This is a genomic window from Candidatus Kaistella beijingensis (genome assembly GCF_020084865.1).
Classification (GTDB): domain Bacteria; phylum Bacteroidota; class Bacteroidia; order Flavobacteriales; family Weeksellaceae; genus Kaistella; species Kaistella beijingensis.
In genome coordinates this window covers 349713-365326 of the sequence record NZ_CP071953.1, presented here as the reverse complement: position 1 = coordinate 365326, position 15614 = coordinate 349713, and the positions used below count along the sequence as shown (strand labels likewise).

13 protein-coding genes are annotated in these 15614 nt (G+C 38.0%); 5 read left to right on the top strand and 8 right to left on the bottom strand.

The features are described from left to right. Window position 1: 1 nt before the first annotated feature. From J4771_RS01695 to amaB, 4 genes are all read right to left on the bottom strand, one after another. Entirely contained in the window at window positions 2-2431 is a 2430-nt protein-coding gene (locus J4771_RS01695; RefSeq protein ID WP_224135806.1) for an alpha-ketoacid dehydrogenase subunit alpha/beta, read from the bottom strand. Between the two features lie 271 nt (window positions 2432-2702). Continuing rightward, window positions 2703-2951 carry a DUF2007 domain-containing protein gene (locus J4771_RS01690; RefSeq protein WP_224135804.1) on the bottom strand — a complete coding sequence of 83 codons (249 nt, stop codon included), beginning with the start codon at window positions 2949-2951 and terminating at the stop codon, window positions 2703-2705. Window positions 2952-3037: 86 nt separating this feature from the next. Further along, window positions 3038-4372, bottom strand: coding sequence for an L-lysine 6-transaminase (lat, locus tag J4771_RS01685; RefSeq protein ID WP_224135802.1), 1335 nt, complete (start codon window positions 4370-4372; stop codon window positions 3038-3040). Window positions 4373-4475: 103 nt separating this feature from the next. Continuing rightward, window positions 4476-6026, bottom strand: coding sequence for an L-piperidine-6-carboxylate dehydrogenase (gene amaB / locus J4771_RS01680; RefSeq protein WP_224135800.1), 1551 nt, complete (start codon window positions 6024-6026; stop codon window positions 4476-4478). 160 nt (window positions 6027-6186) lie between these two features. On the opposite strand from amaB, the gene J4771_RS01675 reads away from it, so the two are divergent. Further along, complete coding sequence (locus tag J4771_RS01675) at window positions 6187-6348, top strand: hypothetical protein (RefSeq protein ID WP_224135798.1); 162 nt, start codon at window positions 6187-6189, stop codon at window positions 6346-6348. A gap of 59 nt (window positions 6349-6407) precedes the next feature. Here J4771_RS01675 and J4771_RS01670 read toward each other — a convergent pair whose 3' ends face one another. Continuing rightward, on the bottom strand, window positions 6408-6950 hold the full coding sequence (locus tag J4771_RS01670; protein WP_224135795.1) for a GNAT family N-acetyltransferase: 543 nt from the start codon (window positions 6948-6950) through the stop codon (window positions 6408-6410). Window positions 6951-7022: 72 nt separating this feature from the next. Here J4771_RS01670 and J4771_RS01665 point away from each other — a divergent pair, with 72 nt between their 5' ends. Continuing rightward, entirely contained in the window at window positions 7023-8282 is a 1260-nt protein-coding gene (locus tag J4771_RS01665) for a chloride channel protein (protein ID WP_224135793.1), read from the top strand. Window positions 8283-8383: 101 nt separating this feature from the next. Here J4771_RS01665 and J4771_RS13240 read toward each other — a convergent pair whose 3' ends face one another. From J4771_RS13240 to xth, 3 genes are all read right to left on the bottom strand, one after another. After that, window positions 8384-9427 carry a bifunctional transcriptional activator/DNA repair enzyme AdaA gene (locus J4771_RS13240; protein WP_317196364.1) on the bottom strand — a complete coding sequence of 348 codons (1044 nt, stop codon included), beginning with the start codon at window positions 9425-9427 and terminating at the stop codon, window positions 8384-8386. A gap of 124 nt (window positions 9428-9551) precedes the next feature. Next, complete coding sequence (locus J4771_RS01650) at window positions 9552-10151, bottom strand: DUF2911 domain-containing protein (RefSeq protein ID WP_224135791.1); 600 nt, start codon at window positions 10149-10151, stop codon at window positions 9552-9554. Window positions 10152-10216: 65 nt separating this feature from the next. Then, a complete protein-coding gene (gene xth / locus J4771_RS01645) occupies window positions 10217-10984 on the bottom strand; it encodes an exodeoxyribonuclease III (protein ID WP_224135789.1) in 768 nt (255 codons plus the stop codon). Window positions 10985-11140: 156 nt separating this feature from the next. Between xth and J4771_RS01640 the strand changes: the two genes are divergently transcribed. The 3 genes from J4771_RS01640 to ligD all read left to right on the top strand — a co-directional run bounded on the left by J4771_RS01640 (window position 11141) and on the right by ligD (window position 15528). After that, complete coding sequence (locus J4771_RS01640; RefSeq protein WP_224135787.1) at window positions 11141-12133, top strand: SDR family oxidoreductase; 993 nt, start codon at window positions 11141-11143, stop codon at window positions 12131-12133. A gap of 16 nt (window positions 12134-12149) precedes the next feature. Then, complete coding sequence (ku, locus tag J4771_RS01635; RefSeq protein ID WP_224135785.1) at window positions 12150-12929, top strand: non-homologous end joining protein Ku; 780 nt, start codon at window positions 12150-12152, stop codon at window positions 12927-12929. A 61-nt stretch (window positions 12930-12990) separates the two neighbouring features. Beyond that, window positions 12991-15528 (top strand): DNA ligase D, encoded by a 2538-nt coding sequence (gene ligD / locus J4771_RS01630; RefSeq protein ID WP_224135784.1) that lies wholly within the window; start codon window positions 12991-12993, stop codon window positions 15526-15528. The last annotated feature ends 86 nt before the right edge of the window (window positions 15529-15614 follow it).

Genomic DNA, 15614 nt, shown 5'->3' with positions numbered 1-15614 from the left:
CCTATATCTTCGGATATTTCGTAGGATTACTTTCCGTAAACATTCCATACACTTTCTCCACCATATCGTCAACACTTGGTTTGCTAAAATAATCTCCGTCGCTTGCATACGGTGGTCTGTGATTTTCTGCACAAATTGTTAAAGGATCGGCATCCAAATATCTGAACGCTTTCTGTTTTTCTAAAATCTGTTGAAGCATAAACGCAGTCGTTCCACCTTCCACATCTTCATCGATTACAACAAGCCGGTTGGTTTTCTTCACGCTTTCTGCAATTTCGTGACTTAAGTCAAAAGGAATTAAAGACTGTATATCAATCACTTCCGCAGAAATTCCTAGTTTTTCAAGTTCTTCCGCGGCATCCATCACCAATCTCCAAGTAGAACCGTAAGTTACCAAAGTTACATCGCTTCCTTCTTTCGTCACTTCAATTTTTCCGACAGGAACGGTGAATTCTCCTAAATTTTCAGGTTGCTTTTCTTTCAAACGATAACCGTTCAAACATTCCACAATCACGCATGGTTCGTCACTTTGAAGCATCGTGTTATAAAAACCAGCAGCTTTGGTTAAATTTCTTGGAACTAAAACTAAAATCCCTTTCGACAAGTTAATAATTCCCGCCATTGGAGAGCCGGAATGCCAAATTCCTTCCAATCGGTGACCGCGGGTTCGGATGATTACCGGTGCTTTTTGTCCGCCTTTTGTTCGGTATTGAACGGTTGCCAAATCGTCGCTCATTCCTTGTAAACAGTACAAAATATAATCGAGGTATTGGATTTCTGCAATCGGTCTCAAACCGCGCATCGCCATTCCAATTCCCTGTCCGAGTATCGTTGCTTCACGGATTCCGGTGTCGGCAATTCTTATTTCGCCATATTTTTCCTGAAGTCCTTCCAAACCTTGGTTTACGTCGCCAATATTTCCTGCATCTTCACCGAAAACTAAAGCTTGCGGATATTTTTCAAAGATTTTATCGAAGTTATTTCTCACCACTACTCTTCCGTCCACAACTTCTGAACTGTCAGAAAAAATGGGGGCAATTTCTTTTACGTTTGTCGCTTTCCACTCTGATTGTGAATAAAGATGAGAAGAATAATTATCTTTTTCAATCTTATAAATCTCATCGAATTTGGTTTGAAGGTTTTGTCTTTCAGTAGATTGAGTTCCTCTTGTTAGAATCAAAGCTTTTCTAGCCAAATGGAAAATATCTTTTTTCGCTACTGAAATAATTTTGTTGAACTTCTCAATTTCAGAGAGAATTTCTACATTTTGAGATTTTAAATTTTCAATTAATGGAAGAACAGAATTTTTAATTTCATTGATTGAATTCTGATAATTTTCCCAAGCTTTTTTCTGACCTTCTTTCACGAACTTTTTCGCTTCCGAATCGATGGTATTTAATTCTTCTTCCGTTGCTAAAACTTCATTTTTTCCTTCGATTTCTATGGAATAATTCAAAATCCATTCTCGGAATTTATTTAAACCATCAAACTCACCTTCCCAATTCAAACGTTCCTCATTTTTATATCTTTCATGAGAACCCGAAGTGGAATGTCCTTGAGGTTGTGTCACTTCGATAACATGCACTACAACAGGAACGGATTCTGTTCTTGCGAAATGTTCTGCTCTTGCAAAAGCATCCAAAAGTGACGGATAATCCCAAGCTTTTACCTGAATAATTTCACAACCTTGATTTTCACCTTCCTTTCTTTGAAAACCCGACAGCATTTCAGCAATATCCGCTTTCGCTCTTTGATTATGAGTGGGTACAGAAATTCCGTAACCATCGTCCCAAATCGAAACAATCATCGGTACTTGAAGCGCACAAGCTGCGTTCAATGTTTCCCAAAAATGTCCTTCCGCCGTGGAAGCATCACCAATTGTCCCGAAAGCGACTTCATTTCCGTTGTGCGAGAATTTTTCAGAACCTTCAAACTTTACCGACTTATAAATTTTGGACGCCTGAGCTAAACCAAGCAATCTCGGCATTTGTCCTGCGGTTGGAGAAATATCGGATGAGATATTTCTTTGTTCCATCAGATTTTTCCAAGTTCCGTCTTCATTCAAACTTCTGGTTGCGTAATGACCGTTCATTTGTCGTCCCGCAGAAGCAGGTTCGCGTTCAACATTCGTATCTGCGTACAGTTGCGCGAAGAAACTTTCCACTGTTACAGCTCCAATCGCCATCGCAAAAGTTTGGTCACGGTAATATCCTGAACGAAAATCACCGTTTCTAAAAACCTTTGCCATCGCCAGTTGCGGCAATTCTTTTCCGTCGCCGAAAATCCCAAATTTCGCTTTTCCTGTGAGAACTTCTCTTCTTCCAAGGTAAGACATTTCACGGGAAATTCTGCCCAATTTGTAATCTTCAATGACTGAATTTTTAAAATCCTGAAAAGAAATCTGCTGTGTTTCGATATAAGTGGTTTGCATAGGGATTCTGAATTTCTACAAAGATAATAAATTTGGGAAACTAGATCATATAGATTTTGAACAAAAGTTGAAAATGGACTGAAAATTTTGTGAAATTCATAAATTAGATGGGTGCTCGAAGATGGATGTTGGAAGTTTATTTTTAAAAACAAAATGACGTATTTCAAATAGCTCGAACCTACTATTTTGGATACTTTTAACAACAAAAAAATCGGACCCAAATTCATGACTCCGATTTCTGTAAAACGTAAAATTTAAAATTATGAAATTACTATTTAGGGTTATTTTTAATTTCTAAATCTGTTTCTTGAAGATATTGGTCTATGATTTCGAAAGATTTTTGTTCGTCGGACAGATTCACCAGTAACTTCACGGTGTTCGCAGTTGGTGTTGTGGTAAACGACATATATTTGTCATTCAAAAAAACCGAAATATCCTGCGCTTCCAACTTTGATTTAATCAACTGAATTTCAGCTGGTTTTTCGCTCTCAAAAACTGCAACTCTTGTTTCTCTTTCCATATATTCCTATTTTCGAGTTCTAAAATTACAAAAAAGAATTGAAAACATTGTGTTAAGAAATAATAAAATTTAAACATTAACAAAACCTAAATCTTGTCGATATTATTCACAATCTTATCCAAAGCCAGTTGAATTTCCTCTTTCGTCACGTTCAAATGCGGACGGAAACGGATGGAACGGTCTCCACAAGCTAAAATAATTAAACCGTCGTCGTACAAAACTTCACGCATTTTATCGCGGTCTGCTCCTGTTGGTAAATCGATGGCACACATCAAACCTCTTCCTCTTGCGTTGGAAAGTTTTTCAGGGAATTTTTGTTCCAGTTCTTTTAAACCTTCTAAAAGATAATCGCCAACAACTCTTGCATTTTCAACCAAGTTTTCTTTTTCAATAACCTCCAACGTAAGTTGCAGACGAAGCATATCGATAAAGTTTCCACCAAAAGTTGAGTTGATTCTTGAACTTTCACGGAACACGTTATTCGGGATTTCATCAAACTTTTCTTTGTTGGCTAAAACTCCACAAACTTGAGTCTTTTTACCGAAAGAAATAATATCGGGAGTTACGCTGAAATGTTGGAAAGCCCACATTTTGCCGGTCATTCCGATTCCTGTCTGTACTTCATCAAAAATTAAAAGTACCTCGTTTTCGTCGCAAAGATTTCTCAATCCTACAAAAAATTCGTCACGGAAATGATTGTCGCCACCTTCTGCCTGAATTGGTTCGATAATAATACACGCAACTCGTTCCGGATTCATTAAAATCGCTTCCTGAATCTGCATTAAAGCAAGATTTTCATTTTTGATTGTTTCCTCTAAATTTTCTTCCGTAATCGGGAAATTTAAGTGTGGATTGATGATTCTTGGCCAATCAAATTTGGGGAAATATTGATATTTTCTTGGGTCGGAAGTATTCGTCAAACTCAAAGTATAACCGCTTCTTCCGTGGAATGACTGTCTGAAATGGATGCAAATATCACCTTCCGTTTCCAAACCTTTTTCAAAATTTTTGCGGGTTTTCCAATCGAAACAAGCTTTCATCGCATTTTCAACGCCCATTGTTCCACCTTCGATAAAGAAAGTGTACTGCAATTCTTCAGGAATCGCAACTCTTTCGAAAACCTCCATAAAATCTGCAAATTCTTGGGAATAAACATCTGCCAAAGTTGGTTTGTTCACGGCCAATTTTCCGAGCCAGGCGGATTTTTCCATTAAATAAGGGTGATTGTAACCGATTGCCGCAGAAGCGAACATGGAAAACATATCGAGGTATTCTTTGCCTGTGATTCGGTCATGAATCCAACTTCCGTGGGATTTATCAAAATCCATCACGAAATCAAAACCATCTGCAAGAAGGTGTCTTGAAAGAGTTTCTTTTACTTTATTGGTTGTTTGTGGGTGAGATGCGATCGCGTCGTTCATATTTAAAATTTTGTTTGAAGTTGTTTGATTTTGTTTGAAATTGTTTCAGGTTTTATAAAGCAGGTTTTTGTAAACTTCCGGCTTTCATCATCCATCATCCGGCTTATAAATCGAATTTAATTCCCTGTGCTAAAGGTAAACTAGTGGTATAATTTATCGTATTCGTCTGTCTTCTCATATAATATTTCCAAACATCGGAACCGGATTCTCTTCCGCCGCCGGTTTCTTTTTCTCCACCGAAAGCACCACCGATTTCTGCACCCGAAGTTCCAATATTTACGTTTGCAATTCCGCAATCGGAACCAGCCTGTGAAAGGAACAACTCTGCTTCACGAAGATTCTGCGTCATAATTGCGGAACTCAAACCTTGTGGAACGTCGTTCTGCATTGCGATAGCTTCGTCCAAACTGTTGTATTTCATTAAATAAAGAATTGGTGCAAAAGTTTCGTGCTGTACAATTTCATAAGAATTCTCAACTTCGGCGATGCACGGTTTTACGTAACATCCAGATTCGTAATTTTTTCCTTCTAAAACTCCGCCTTCAACAACGAATTTTCCGCCTTCTTTTTTACATTTTTTAATGGAATCCAAATATTGTTTCACGGCATCTTTATCGATTAAAGGTCCAACGTGATTTTTTTCGTCTAAAGGATTTCCGATTTTTAATTGTCCGTAAGCTTTTACCAGACGGTTTTTCACTTCCTCATAAACGGATTCATGAATAATCAATCGTCTTGTGGAAGTACATCTTTGTCCTGCCGTTCCAACCGCTCCGAAAACTGCACCGATAATCGACATGTCCAAATCGGCGTCTTTAGAAATAATGATGGCGTTGTTTCCACCCAATTCCAAAATCGATTTTCCGAATCTTTTAGCGACATTCGTTCCGACAATTCTTCCAACACGAGTTGAACCGGTGAAAGAAACAAGAGCAACATTCTTATCATTAACCAATTGTTCTCCGATTTTGTGGTCACCAACAATCATCGTGGAAATTCCTTCCGGCAGATCATTTTCCTTTAAAACTTCCGCGATAATATTTTGACAAGCGATGGCGCAAAGTGGCGTTTTTTCAGATGGTTTCCAAACGCAAACATTCCCACAAATCCAAGCGAGAGCAGTATTCCATGACCAAACTGCGACCGGAAAGTTGAAAGCGGAAATAATTCCCACAATTCCAAGCGGATGATACTGTTCGTACATTCTGTGTCCCGGTCTTTCGGAATGCATGGTGAAACCATGAAGTTGGCGTGAAAGTCCCACTGCGAAATCACAGATGTCTATCATTTCCTGAACTTCGCCTAAACCTTCCTGCAATGATTTCCCCATTTCGTAGGAAACGAGTTTTCCTAAATCATCTTTTTTCTCTCTTAATTTATTCCCGAACTGACGAACCAATTCTCCCCTTTTTGGCGACGGAATCATGCGAAATTCTTTGAAGGCAGCTTTTGCCGTTTCGATTACTTTGTCATAATCTTTGGAATTTGCGGTTTTCACTTTTGCGATTAATTTACCGTCGGTTGGTGAATGAGATTCGAGCAAATCACCTGATGCAAAGTATTTTCCGCCAGATGAAACGCCTTTGTTTTCTTTGGAAATACCTAAATTCTTAAGGGTTTTCTCGATGCCGAAATCATTGGTTTTTTTGGACATAAAATTTAATTTGAGTTGTCTCTAAAGATAGTAGTTTTGGAGAAAATAAAAAAATGAAATATTCTGATACATGGGTTGCAAAGTGTGCGCAAATTTTAAGACTTCCTACTTCCAGCACCCATCTTCCAGCTTTTTCCTATCTTTGAAAAAAGTTTTAGAAATGGAAAATCTGCAACCGGAAAACAATCATGATTCGAAATGGAAAAAATGGTTCAAGCGCGTCGGAATCGGCGGTTTAATCTTTTTTACACTGAAAGGAATTGCGTGGCTTTTTATTTTTTATTTCGGGGCGGAAATGTTTCAGGATTGTGCGGGGAAATGATATTTCTCTCGCAGATTTAGCGGATTAGGCAGATTTCTACATGCAATAGGCATAATGTTTTAATGCAATTTCTGCTTAAAAACCCAATCTTCTTTTTTAATCCAATATTCTACATTTTCCCGATTGGGTTCTCCATGATAAGCAACTGAAATTTCACCTCTATTTTCTGCGCCCAATCTTTCCATTGCCTTTCGAGAACGCCAATTTTCTGCACCGACGTGGAATTTTACCAAATCAACGTACTGAAAGATATAATCCAACATCAGTTTCTTGACTTGTGGATTGAGTTTGGAACCCCAAAATTTTGTTCCATAAAAAGTGTAGCCGATAAAGATGGAATTCTCATCTTCATCGTGTGAATAGAATCGCGTACTTCCTGCAACTTCGCCACTTTCTTTATCGATGATGATGAATGCGCCTTCGGAAATCATCGCACCCTCAAAAAAATTCTGAAACACTTCCCTTTCGTAACGGTTTTTGTTGGGATGCTGTTCCCAAACTTTGGGATCGGAAGCAACTTCGTAAAGTCTTTCAAAATCAGATTCTTTGAGTGGTTGAAGAATGACGTTTTCGTTTTTGAGGGTTGGTTGCAGGAAATTCATATTTCAGTTTGATATCCTGTAAATTTAAAGAATTAAAATGATTGCCTTATTTTTGTATAAATAATTTTAGGTATGGAAAGAAAAAGAATTCAGCGTCACTACTACTTCCGGCTCATTTTAATCTCTGCACTTATCGCACTTATTTCTTCTTTTCTTGCTTTTTCACTCAAAAAAATCACTGAATTTTTTCAGGAGCATCTCTTTGAGTTCGCCAATTACGGAAAATCGTGGCTCTTTATTTTTTTACCAACTATAGGAATTACCACCATTTATTTTTTGAGGAAATATCTGTTCAAAAACCGAAAAAATAAAGGGATTGCCGAAATTTATAAAACCGTTGACCAGCGGAAAGACCATTTGCCTTTTTTCAAAATTCCGTCACATTATCTGAATGGATTTCTGACCGTGATTTTTGGAGGTTCCACTGGAATTGAAGTTTCTACGGTGGTTGCAACGGCAACTGTTGGAAATTCGCTGTATGAAAAAAATTTTTCAGCCAATATTTATAAACTGGAACTGATTGGAGCCGGAGTTTGCGCCGGAGTTGCGGTTTTATTTGGAAATCCGATTGCAGGTTTTCTTTTTGCTTTTGAAGTGATAGCACGAAAATTCAATAAAACTTTGTTAATGAGTTTTACGGCTTCAGCATTGGTTTCGTGGGCATTTTTATATTTTTTTCCATCGAAACCTTTGATTTCCATAAAAGTTAAAGAATGGCACTGGTTTGCGCTTCCGTTTATGTTGGTTTTAAGTCTTTTTTCGGGAGTTTTGTCGGCTTATTTCACTATTTTGGTGATTCGGATCAAAGATTTTTTTGCCGGAATCTCCAATAATTTTATTCGCGTGAATCTTGGTGCATTGATTGTCGGTGCGATGATTTTCGTTTTCCCATTTCTTTACGGAGACAGTTACCATTCTTTGGGAGAAACGATTTCAAAACCCGAAAGTTTTTCAATTTTATTTTTTCTGACCTTGGTTTTGCTGAAACCGATTGCTTCTTCTTTAACACTTGGAGCAGGCGGAGACGGCGGAGTTTTTGCGCCGAGTATTGTAGCCGGTGCGTATTTGGGAATTGGTTTTGCGCTGGTTTGCAATACTTTTTTCGGGACGGATTTAATTTATCTGAATTTCGCTTTGATTGGCGCCGCAGCAACTTTATCGACCTCAATTTATGCGCCTTTAACCGCGCTTTTTCTGGTTTGCAATCTTGCGCCAAACGGTTTTGAATTAGGATTTCCGGTTTTGCTGGTTTGCGTAATTTCGAAATTTTTTACGCAGAAATTTATTCTTCCTTACAATGTTTACACGTATCTTTCTACGCATAAAGCTTGATATTTCATAGAGCAAAAGTGCATCACAGTGTAGATGGAGTTTTAACAAACATTGAAAAACTCTATGAAACTCCACAAAAAAACATCTGTAACTCCGTGCTCCTAAAACAGAATTGCTTTTTCCAGTTCCAGTAATTTTTGTTTCCGCCATATTCCGCCGCCGTAGCCGGTAAGTTTCCCGTCGCTTCCGATGACTCGATGACACGGAATGATTATTGAAATTTTATTCAAACCATTTGCATTGGCAACAGCGCGAACTGCTTTTGGATTTCCGAGAATTTTTGCCTGTTCCTGATAACTTCTTGTTGTTCCGTACGGAATTTTACGCAGAACTTCCCATACATTTTTCTGAAATTCTGTTCCAACCGGCGAAAGCGGAACATCAAATTGCATTCTTTTTCTTTCAAAATATTCTGAAAGTTCTTTTTCTAAAGTTTTAAAATGTTTGTTTTCACCCTGGATAATATTCGCATTGAAATGCTTGGAAATTTCTTTCAACTCGGTTGGTAAAGCTTTTCTGTCGCTGAATTCCAACATACAAATTCCGTTTTCATCGGCACAGGCAATCATTGTTCCGAGTGGAGTTTCAATTCTTTTTAAATCAACTACTTTCTCCGATTTTGAATTTTTTGGTGAGACTCCGAAAATATTTTTAAAACTATCATTGAAGCCGCTTAAACTTTGGTAGCCACTATCAAATGCCGCATCTACAATATTTTCTCCACTTTGCAATTTTTTGAAGGCTGAATTAATTTTAAACATTCTCTGGAACGCATGAAACGTCATTCCATGATTTTTCAAAAACCATCTGCGAACCGTTGCAGGTTCCCAACCTCGATCTACCAAATCGTAATCTTTCAATTTCAACGCAGGATTTTCAGTTAATTCATTCAATAATTTTTGAATGAAATCGGGGGTTTCGTTTGGGTTTTCCAAAGGTTTACACACTTTGCACGGTCGGTAACCTTTTAGAATCGCATCTTTAGTATTATTAAAGAATTCCACGTTTTCAAATTTCGGTTTCCTGGCGGGACAAGTTGGTCGGCAAAAAATTCCGGTGGTTTTTACGCCCATCCAAAAAACACCTTCAAATTCAGGATTTTTATTGAAGGAAGCATCGTACATGATTTCGGGAGATAAGTTCATGAGTAATCAGTAATGAGTAATGAGTAATGAGTAATGCAAATTTAGTTTTAAATGCACGATGAATCAACCGAAAAATGAACAGATATTTTTTAACTAAAAAAGCGAACCGAAGTTCGCTTTTAAATTATTTTTGAGCTGCAGCATCTTTTTCAATCTGCTTTATTTCTTTTAGTTTATCCACAATTTTTGTTACGGTTTCAGGTTTTCCAGTTTTTAAAGGAACTACCGCTTTCACGAAATCCCATTTAAAAACCAAATCAATCGCGTTGTCGTCCATTGGATTCAGTGTAATTTCAAACCATTCCTGTTTTTCTGATAAATTTTGAAGCGGAATTATCACTTCTGCAACATTCAATTTTTCATCGTATTCGTAAGCTCCCCATTGTTTGGAATCTTTGTTCAGAATGACCTTCCACTCTTTTTCTGAGGGTTGGACAAATAGTCCATAAGTTCCTGCAGGAACCACTTTGCCACCAAAATTTATCGACTGTTCGAATGTAATTTTGGTTGATGAATTTGCGCCCGCTCGCCAAACTTTCCCATAAGGAACCAGTTCGCCAAATATTTTTCTGCCCTTCACGCCGGGTCTCCCGTAATCAAGTGTGATTTTGGACATGGAAAATTGCTGTTCCACCTTCTGTCTCGGGCTTGCCGCAGGAATTGTCCATTGCGAATATGCAGTAACTGAAATGGCTAGAAAAGCCGTAAAGATTAGTTTTTTCATTGTAAAATTTTATTTTCTAAAGATAGGAAATCTAATCCGAAGATTAAATATTTAGATTAATAACGTCAAAGCTGCACCCAAACTGGTGCATGGTCGCTTGATTTATCCCACCCTCGAACTTCTTTATCGACGCCTGCATTTTTCAGTTGCGGCAAAATTTCCGGTGATAATAGAAAATGATCAATGCGCAAACCAGCATTTCTCTGGTAAGCATTACGGAAATAATCCCAAAAAGTATAAATAATTTCATCGGGATAAAGATAACGTAAAGCATCTGTCCAACCTTGCTTCAATAAATTATCAAAGGCTTTGCGTACTTCCGGAAGAAAAAGAGCGTCCTCTTTAAATTTTTCGGGTTTATAAACATCTTTTTCAGTAGGCATTACATTGAAATCTCCTACAAGCATCACTTTTTTACCCGAAGTTATCAGCATTTCAGCGTGGGCATCAAGTCTTTCAAACCATTTCATTTTGTAATCGAATTTGGGACCGGGAACCGGATTCCCGTTGGGAAGATATATACAGCCAATAATCAAATCTTCTATTTTTACTTCCAAATAGCGGCTTTGGTCATCTTCGTCATCACCAGGAAGTGCAGTTCTGGAAATCACCGGTTTTGCAATTTTTGACAAAATGGCAACACCATTCCAACTTTTTTGTCCAAGCCACACCGAATGATAACCTGCTTCCAATATCTCAGTTTCAGGAAATTTATCTTGCGGTGCTTTCAGTTCCTGTAAACATACAGTATCGGGTTGAGCTTCCGCCAACCATCTTAAGAGTACAGGAAGCCGGCCATTCACTCCGTTAACATTATAAGTGGCGATTTTCATTTTTATGGTTTCATCAAAGTTAAAGAGAATATTCTAGTTCCAACAAATTTTTCTGATATCCAAGAAAAAATTAGAAGGGATGGAACAATATATGCTCTTACAAAAATTGTATGAATTTCAATTGAAGTTAAAACCATCATCCCAAAAATTTTAAATATGAGTACCAAAACGTTAAAGGGTAAAACCGTTGTTATTACTGGAGCATCAAGCGGCGCAGGAAGAGCTGCCGCAGAAGCTTTCGCATTAGAAGGATGCAATGTCGTTCTCGCCGCTCGCGGAAAAAAAGGATTGGAAGAAACACTTTCATTGTGTAGAGATTTGGAAGTGGTTGCTTTAGCTGTCCCTACGGATGTTTCTGTGTGGGAAGAGGTTGAAAATCTTGCGCAACAGGCTTTACAATTTAATGGCAGAATCGACATCTGGATCAATAACGCCGGAGTAATGGCTACCGGAAAATTCGATGATATGCCACCACAAATTATCCAACAAATAATTAACACCAATCTTACAGGATACCTTTTTGGGGCACGAGCTGTTTTACCGATTTTCAAAAACCAGGGAGACGGAATCTTAATCAATAATGTGTCGGTTGGAGGATGGATGCCTGTTCCGTATGGAACCGCCTACTCTGCCTCTAAATTTGGGTTACGTGGAATGGTGGAAGCTTTGCAGGGAGAAGTATCAGAATTTCCCGATATACACATTTCGGCGCTATATCCTGGAATGTTGCGTTCCACAGGAAATATGCACTCTGCAAAATACTCTGGTTTTAATGCGAAAATTCCGCCTATGGCACTGGATCCAAGAGAATTGGCAGACATGATGGTGAAAGTCGCTAAAAGACCAAAAAAAGAAAATTATCCGGACTGGACTGCATTTGCAATGAAATATGCTTACGGACTTTTTCCAAAAACCGTCATTAATACTGGTTCAGCCGCAATGCGGATGATGATGAAATCTGGTAATCAATCGGAGACGAACGGAAACATTTTAGTACCTTCTTCTGAACCACATCGAATTTATGGTGAAACCATGTTACCTGTTCCGTCAAGAAAGACCAAAAAGTTGATGCTTGCTGCAACATTGGGAGCGGCAGCGTATGTGCTGTTTAAAAATTCAGGCGACAAAAAGTTGAAAAACATTCACTAACATTAACAAAAATAATATGAGAGCAATTTGGAACGGAGCCATCGGTTTCGGTTTGGTAAATATCCCTATAAAACTCTACGCTGCAACCGAAGAAAGTAATCTTGATTTGGATATGTTAGATAAAGAGGATCTTTCCAATATTCAGTTTAAAAGAATCAATGCAAAAACAGGAAAGGAAGTGAAATACGAGAACATTGTAAAAGGTTACAAGTTGCAAGACCAATATATCGTATTAACGGAAGAAGATTTCAATGAAGTAAGTCCGGAAAAATCTAAAATTTTGAATATTAAACAGTTTGTAAATATTCAGGAAATCGACAGTGCATATTTCGAAAACTCCTACTTTCTGGAACCGCAAAAAAATGGTGAAGACGCTTATCGACTTTTGCTGAACGCCTTGATCAAAACCAAAATGGCAGGAATAGGAACTTTTATATTACGCGAAAAAGAGATTCTTTGTTTGGTTCGTCCCTATGAAGACAAAATACTGATGGTTAACCGAATGCGCTATCCGGAAGAATTGCGCAGTTTCGAGGATTTAAAACTTCCATCCGCAAAAAAGCCGCAGACAGAAGAATTAAAGATGGCAGAATCGCTTATAAAACAGTTGCAAACTACATTCGATCCAGCCAAATTTAAAAATACCTATAACGAGGATTTAATGAAAATTATTGAAGCTAAAGCCAAAGGCAAAACCAAAAAGACAGAGGCGAAAGAAGAAGTTTCCACCACAGCGACTGATTTAATGGCTCAGCTTAAAGCAAGTTTGGAAGCAGGAAAAATGAAGGCTGGTTAATTAGATTAACCTTGATTTTTTAAACCCTCAAAAAAATTCAAATTCCGAAAATACACCAGAAATGAACTCCCTTTATCAGTACAACTCTAAGCGCGATTTCAAAAAAACCGCTGAACCTGAAGGAAAACCAGAAGGCTCTAACGGGAAGTTAAAATTTGTGGTTCAGCGTCATGCAGCAAGTCGCCTTCACTATGATTTCAGGTTGGAAATGGATGGTGTTTTGAAAAGTTGGGCCATTCCCAAAGGTCCTTCTCTGAATCCTGATGACAAAAGATTGGCCATGATGGTGGAAGATCATCCCTACGCTTACCGCACTTTTGAGGGAACTATTCCGAAAGGAAATTATGGCGCCGGTGAAGTGGAAATTTGGGACGAAGGAACTTATGAGCCGTTAGAAAAACTCAAGGGAAAAAGCGATGATTTGGTGATGAGAAGCGAGCTTCACCGGGAATCAATGAAATTTATTCTTCATGGTAAAAAACTTAAAGGGGAATTTGCTTTGGTAAAAATTAAAAATTCGCAGGATGAAAATGCGTGGTTGCTCATCAAACATAGAGACAAATACGCTCTAGAATATTACGATGCAGAAGAAAACACTGATCCGAACTCCAAAGTTACCGCAGCTTTAGAAATCAAGAAAAACAAAAAAGCACAATTTCAAGACGAATCAATAAAATCATATAAAAACTACGCACCCGCTCTTTCAGGAGAGAAAAAACTTAAAAATTTTATTACTCCCATGCTTGCCGAAAGCTCCGAAAAACCTTTTACAAAAAAAGGTTGGGCGTTCGAAATAAAATGGGACGGTTATCGTGCCATCGCCGATTTGCGTAATGAACTTCAACTCTACTCGCGAAACGGACTTTCCTATCTTGAAAAATTTAAAAAAGTTGCCAATTCATTAAAACTTCAGCAGCATCAGATGATTCTCGACGGGGAATTGGTAGCCTATGACGACACGGGGAAAACAAATTTCCAATGGTTACAAAAAATTGGCGACAACCCCAATATTATGGTGATCTATCAAGTATTTGATTTACTTTGGCTCAACGGACATTCTACCGAAAACCTCACTTACCTTCAAAGAAAAGAACTGTTGAAAGAAGCTTTGGTAGAAACAGAATTAGTGAAGTATCACGACCATATTTTGGAAGATGGCGAAAAGTTTTTCACCCTAATCGAGAAAATGGAGTTGGAAGGAATGATGGCCAAACAGACCGAAAGTACCTACCGGGAAGGAATGCGAAGCAGCGACTGGCTAAAAATAAAAAGTCAAAAAACAGAGGAAGTAATCATTTGTGGTTTTACAGCACCAAAAGGAAGTAGAAAAAAATTTGGCTCGCTTATTTTAGGAAGATACAACGGACAAGAACTGATATTTTGCGGGCACACCGGAACTGGATTCAATGATAAAACTTTAGTGGAATTGTATGAAAAAATGAAACCGCTCATCACCGAAAAATCACCATTTAAAAAAATTCCTAAAACGAATGATAAACCTACCTGGCTGAAGCCCGAACTGGTTGCAGAAATTAAGTTTACAGAGTTAACGAATGACCACATTTTTCGACATCCGGTTTTTCTCGGTTTACGCGAAGATATTAATGCGCATGAACTGAATTTTGAGAATAAAACAACCGCAAATGAAGCGTTCGCACCCCTAAAAAAATCAGTGATGGAAAGAGAAAATGAACAACTTCAGAAAATTGATCAACAGCAAGTAAAACTCACCAATCAGAACAAACTTTATTTTCCAAAAGATCGGGTTACAAAAGGTGACGTTATTGATTTTTATCAAAATATTTCAAAATATATTCTTCCTTATTTAAAAAACCGTCCACAATCTATGAACCGGTTTCCGAATGGAATTGATAGAATGAGTTTTTACCAAAAAGATGCCGCAGAAGAAACTCCGGACTGGATTGAAACCCAAAAAATTTTTTCAGAATCTACCGAGAAATATATCAATTATATTATTTGCAACGACAAGGCAGCAATGGCTTATTTGAATAATTTGGGCTGCATCGAATTCAATACTTGGACAAGTCAAGTTAATACCCTTGATCAACCGGATTATTTGGTGTTGGATTTAGATCCATCGGAAAACAATACGTTCGATGAAGTAATTGAAACCGCTAAAATGGTAAAAAAAGTATTAGACAGGGGAAAAATTGATGGTTATTGTAAAACTTCAGGAAGTTCGGGAATTCACATTTATATTCCGATGGGTGCAAAATATTCGTTTGAGCAGGTAAAAGATTTCGGGCATATTCTGATGCAGCTGGTTCAGAAGCAACTTCCGCAACTCACTACTTTGGAGCGTGCGCTGCAAAAACGAGATAAAAATAAAATCTACCTGGATTATCTTCAAAACCGGCGCGGCCAAACTTTGGCAAGTGTTTATTCTCTAAGACCAAAAAACGGCGCTCCTGTTTCCATGCCCATTGAATGGGACGAACTGAAACCAGGTTTGAAACCTACCGATTTTAACATCGAAAACGCTTTATCACGATTGGAAAAAAAAGGCGACCTCTTCAAGCCTGTTTTAGGAAAAGGAATCGATATGCTTAAAAGTGTAGAAAAATTGGGTGAAAATTAAGTTGATTACCGTGCAAAAAGGCGGTCAATAATCTTTTTTTCATCATCCTACGCACTTCAATTACTTTTGGTTACATTTTTGATAAC

Coding starts and splice junctions, on each gene's coding strand:
- J4771_RS01695 (WP_224135806.1), bottom strand. CDS start 2,431: ATGCAAACCACTTATATCGAAACACAGCAGATTTCTTTTCAGGATTTT.
- J4771_RS01690 (WP_224135804.1), bottom strand. CDS start 2,951: ATGGAAAGAGAAACAAGAGTTGCAGTTTTTGAGAGCGAAAAACCAGCT.
- lat (WP_224135802.1), bottom strand. CDS start 4,372: ATGAACGACGCGATCGCATCTCACCCACAAACAACCAATAAAGTAAAA.
- amaB (WP_224135800.1), bottom strand. CDS start 6,026: ATGTCCAAAAAAACCAATGATTTCGGCATCGAGAAAACCCTTAAGAAT.
- J4771_RS01675 (WP_224135798.1), top strand. CDS start 6,187: ATGGAAAATCTGCAACCGGAAAACAATCATGATTCGAAATGGAAAAAA.
- J4771_RS01670 (WP_224135795.1), bottom strand. CDS start 6,950: ATGAATTTCCTGCAACCAACCCTCAAAAACGAAAACGTCATTCTTCAA.
- J4771_RS01665 (WP_224135793.1), top strand. CDS start 7,023: ATGGAAAGAAAAAGAATTCAGCGTCACTACTACTTCCGGCTCATTTTA.
- J4771_RS13240 (WP_317196364.1), bottom strand. CDS start 9,427: ATGAACTTATCTCCCGAAATCATGTACGATGCTTCCTTCAATAAAAAT.
- J4771_RS01650 (WP_224135791.1), bottom strand. CDS start 10,151: ATGAAAAAACTAATCTTTACGGCTTTTCTAGCCATTTCAGTTACTGCA.
- xth (WP_224135789.1), bottom strand. CDS start 10,984: ATGAAAATCGCCACTTATAATGTTAACGGAGTGAATGGCCGGCTTCCT.
- J4771_RS01640 (WP_224135787.1), top strand. CDS start 11,141: ATGAGTACCAAAACGTTAAAGGGTAAAACCGTTGTTATTACTGGAGCA.
- ku (WP_224135785.1), top strand. CDS start 12,150: ATGAGAGCAATTTGGAACGGAGCCATCGGTTTCGGTTTGGTAAATATC.
- ligD (WP_224135784.1), top strand. CDS start 12,991: ATGAACTCCCTTTATCAGTACAACTCTAAGCGCGATTTCAAAAAAACC.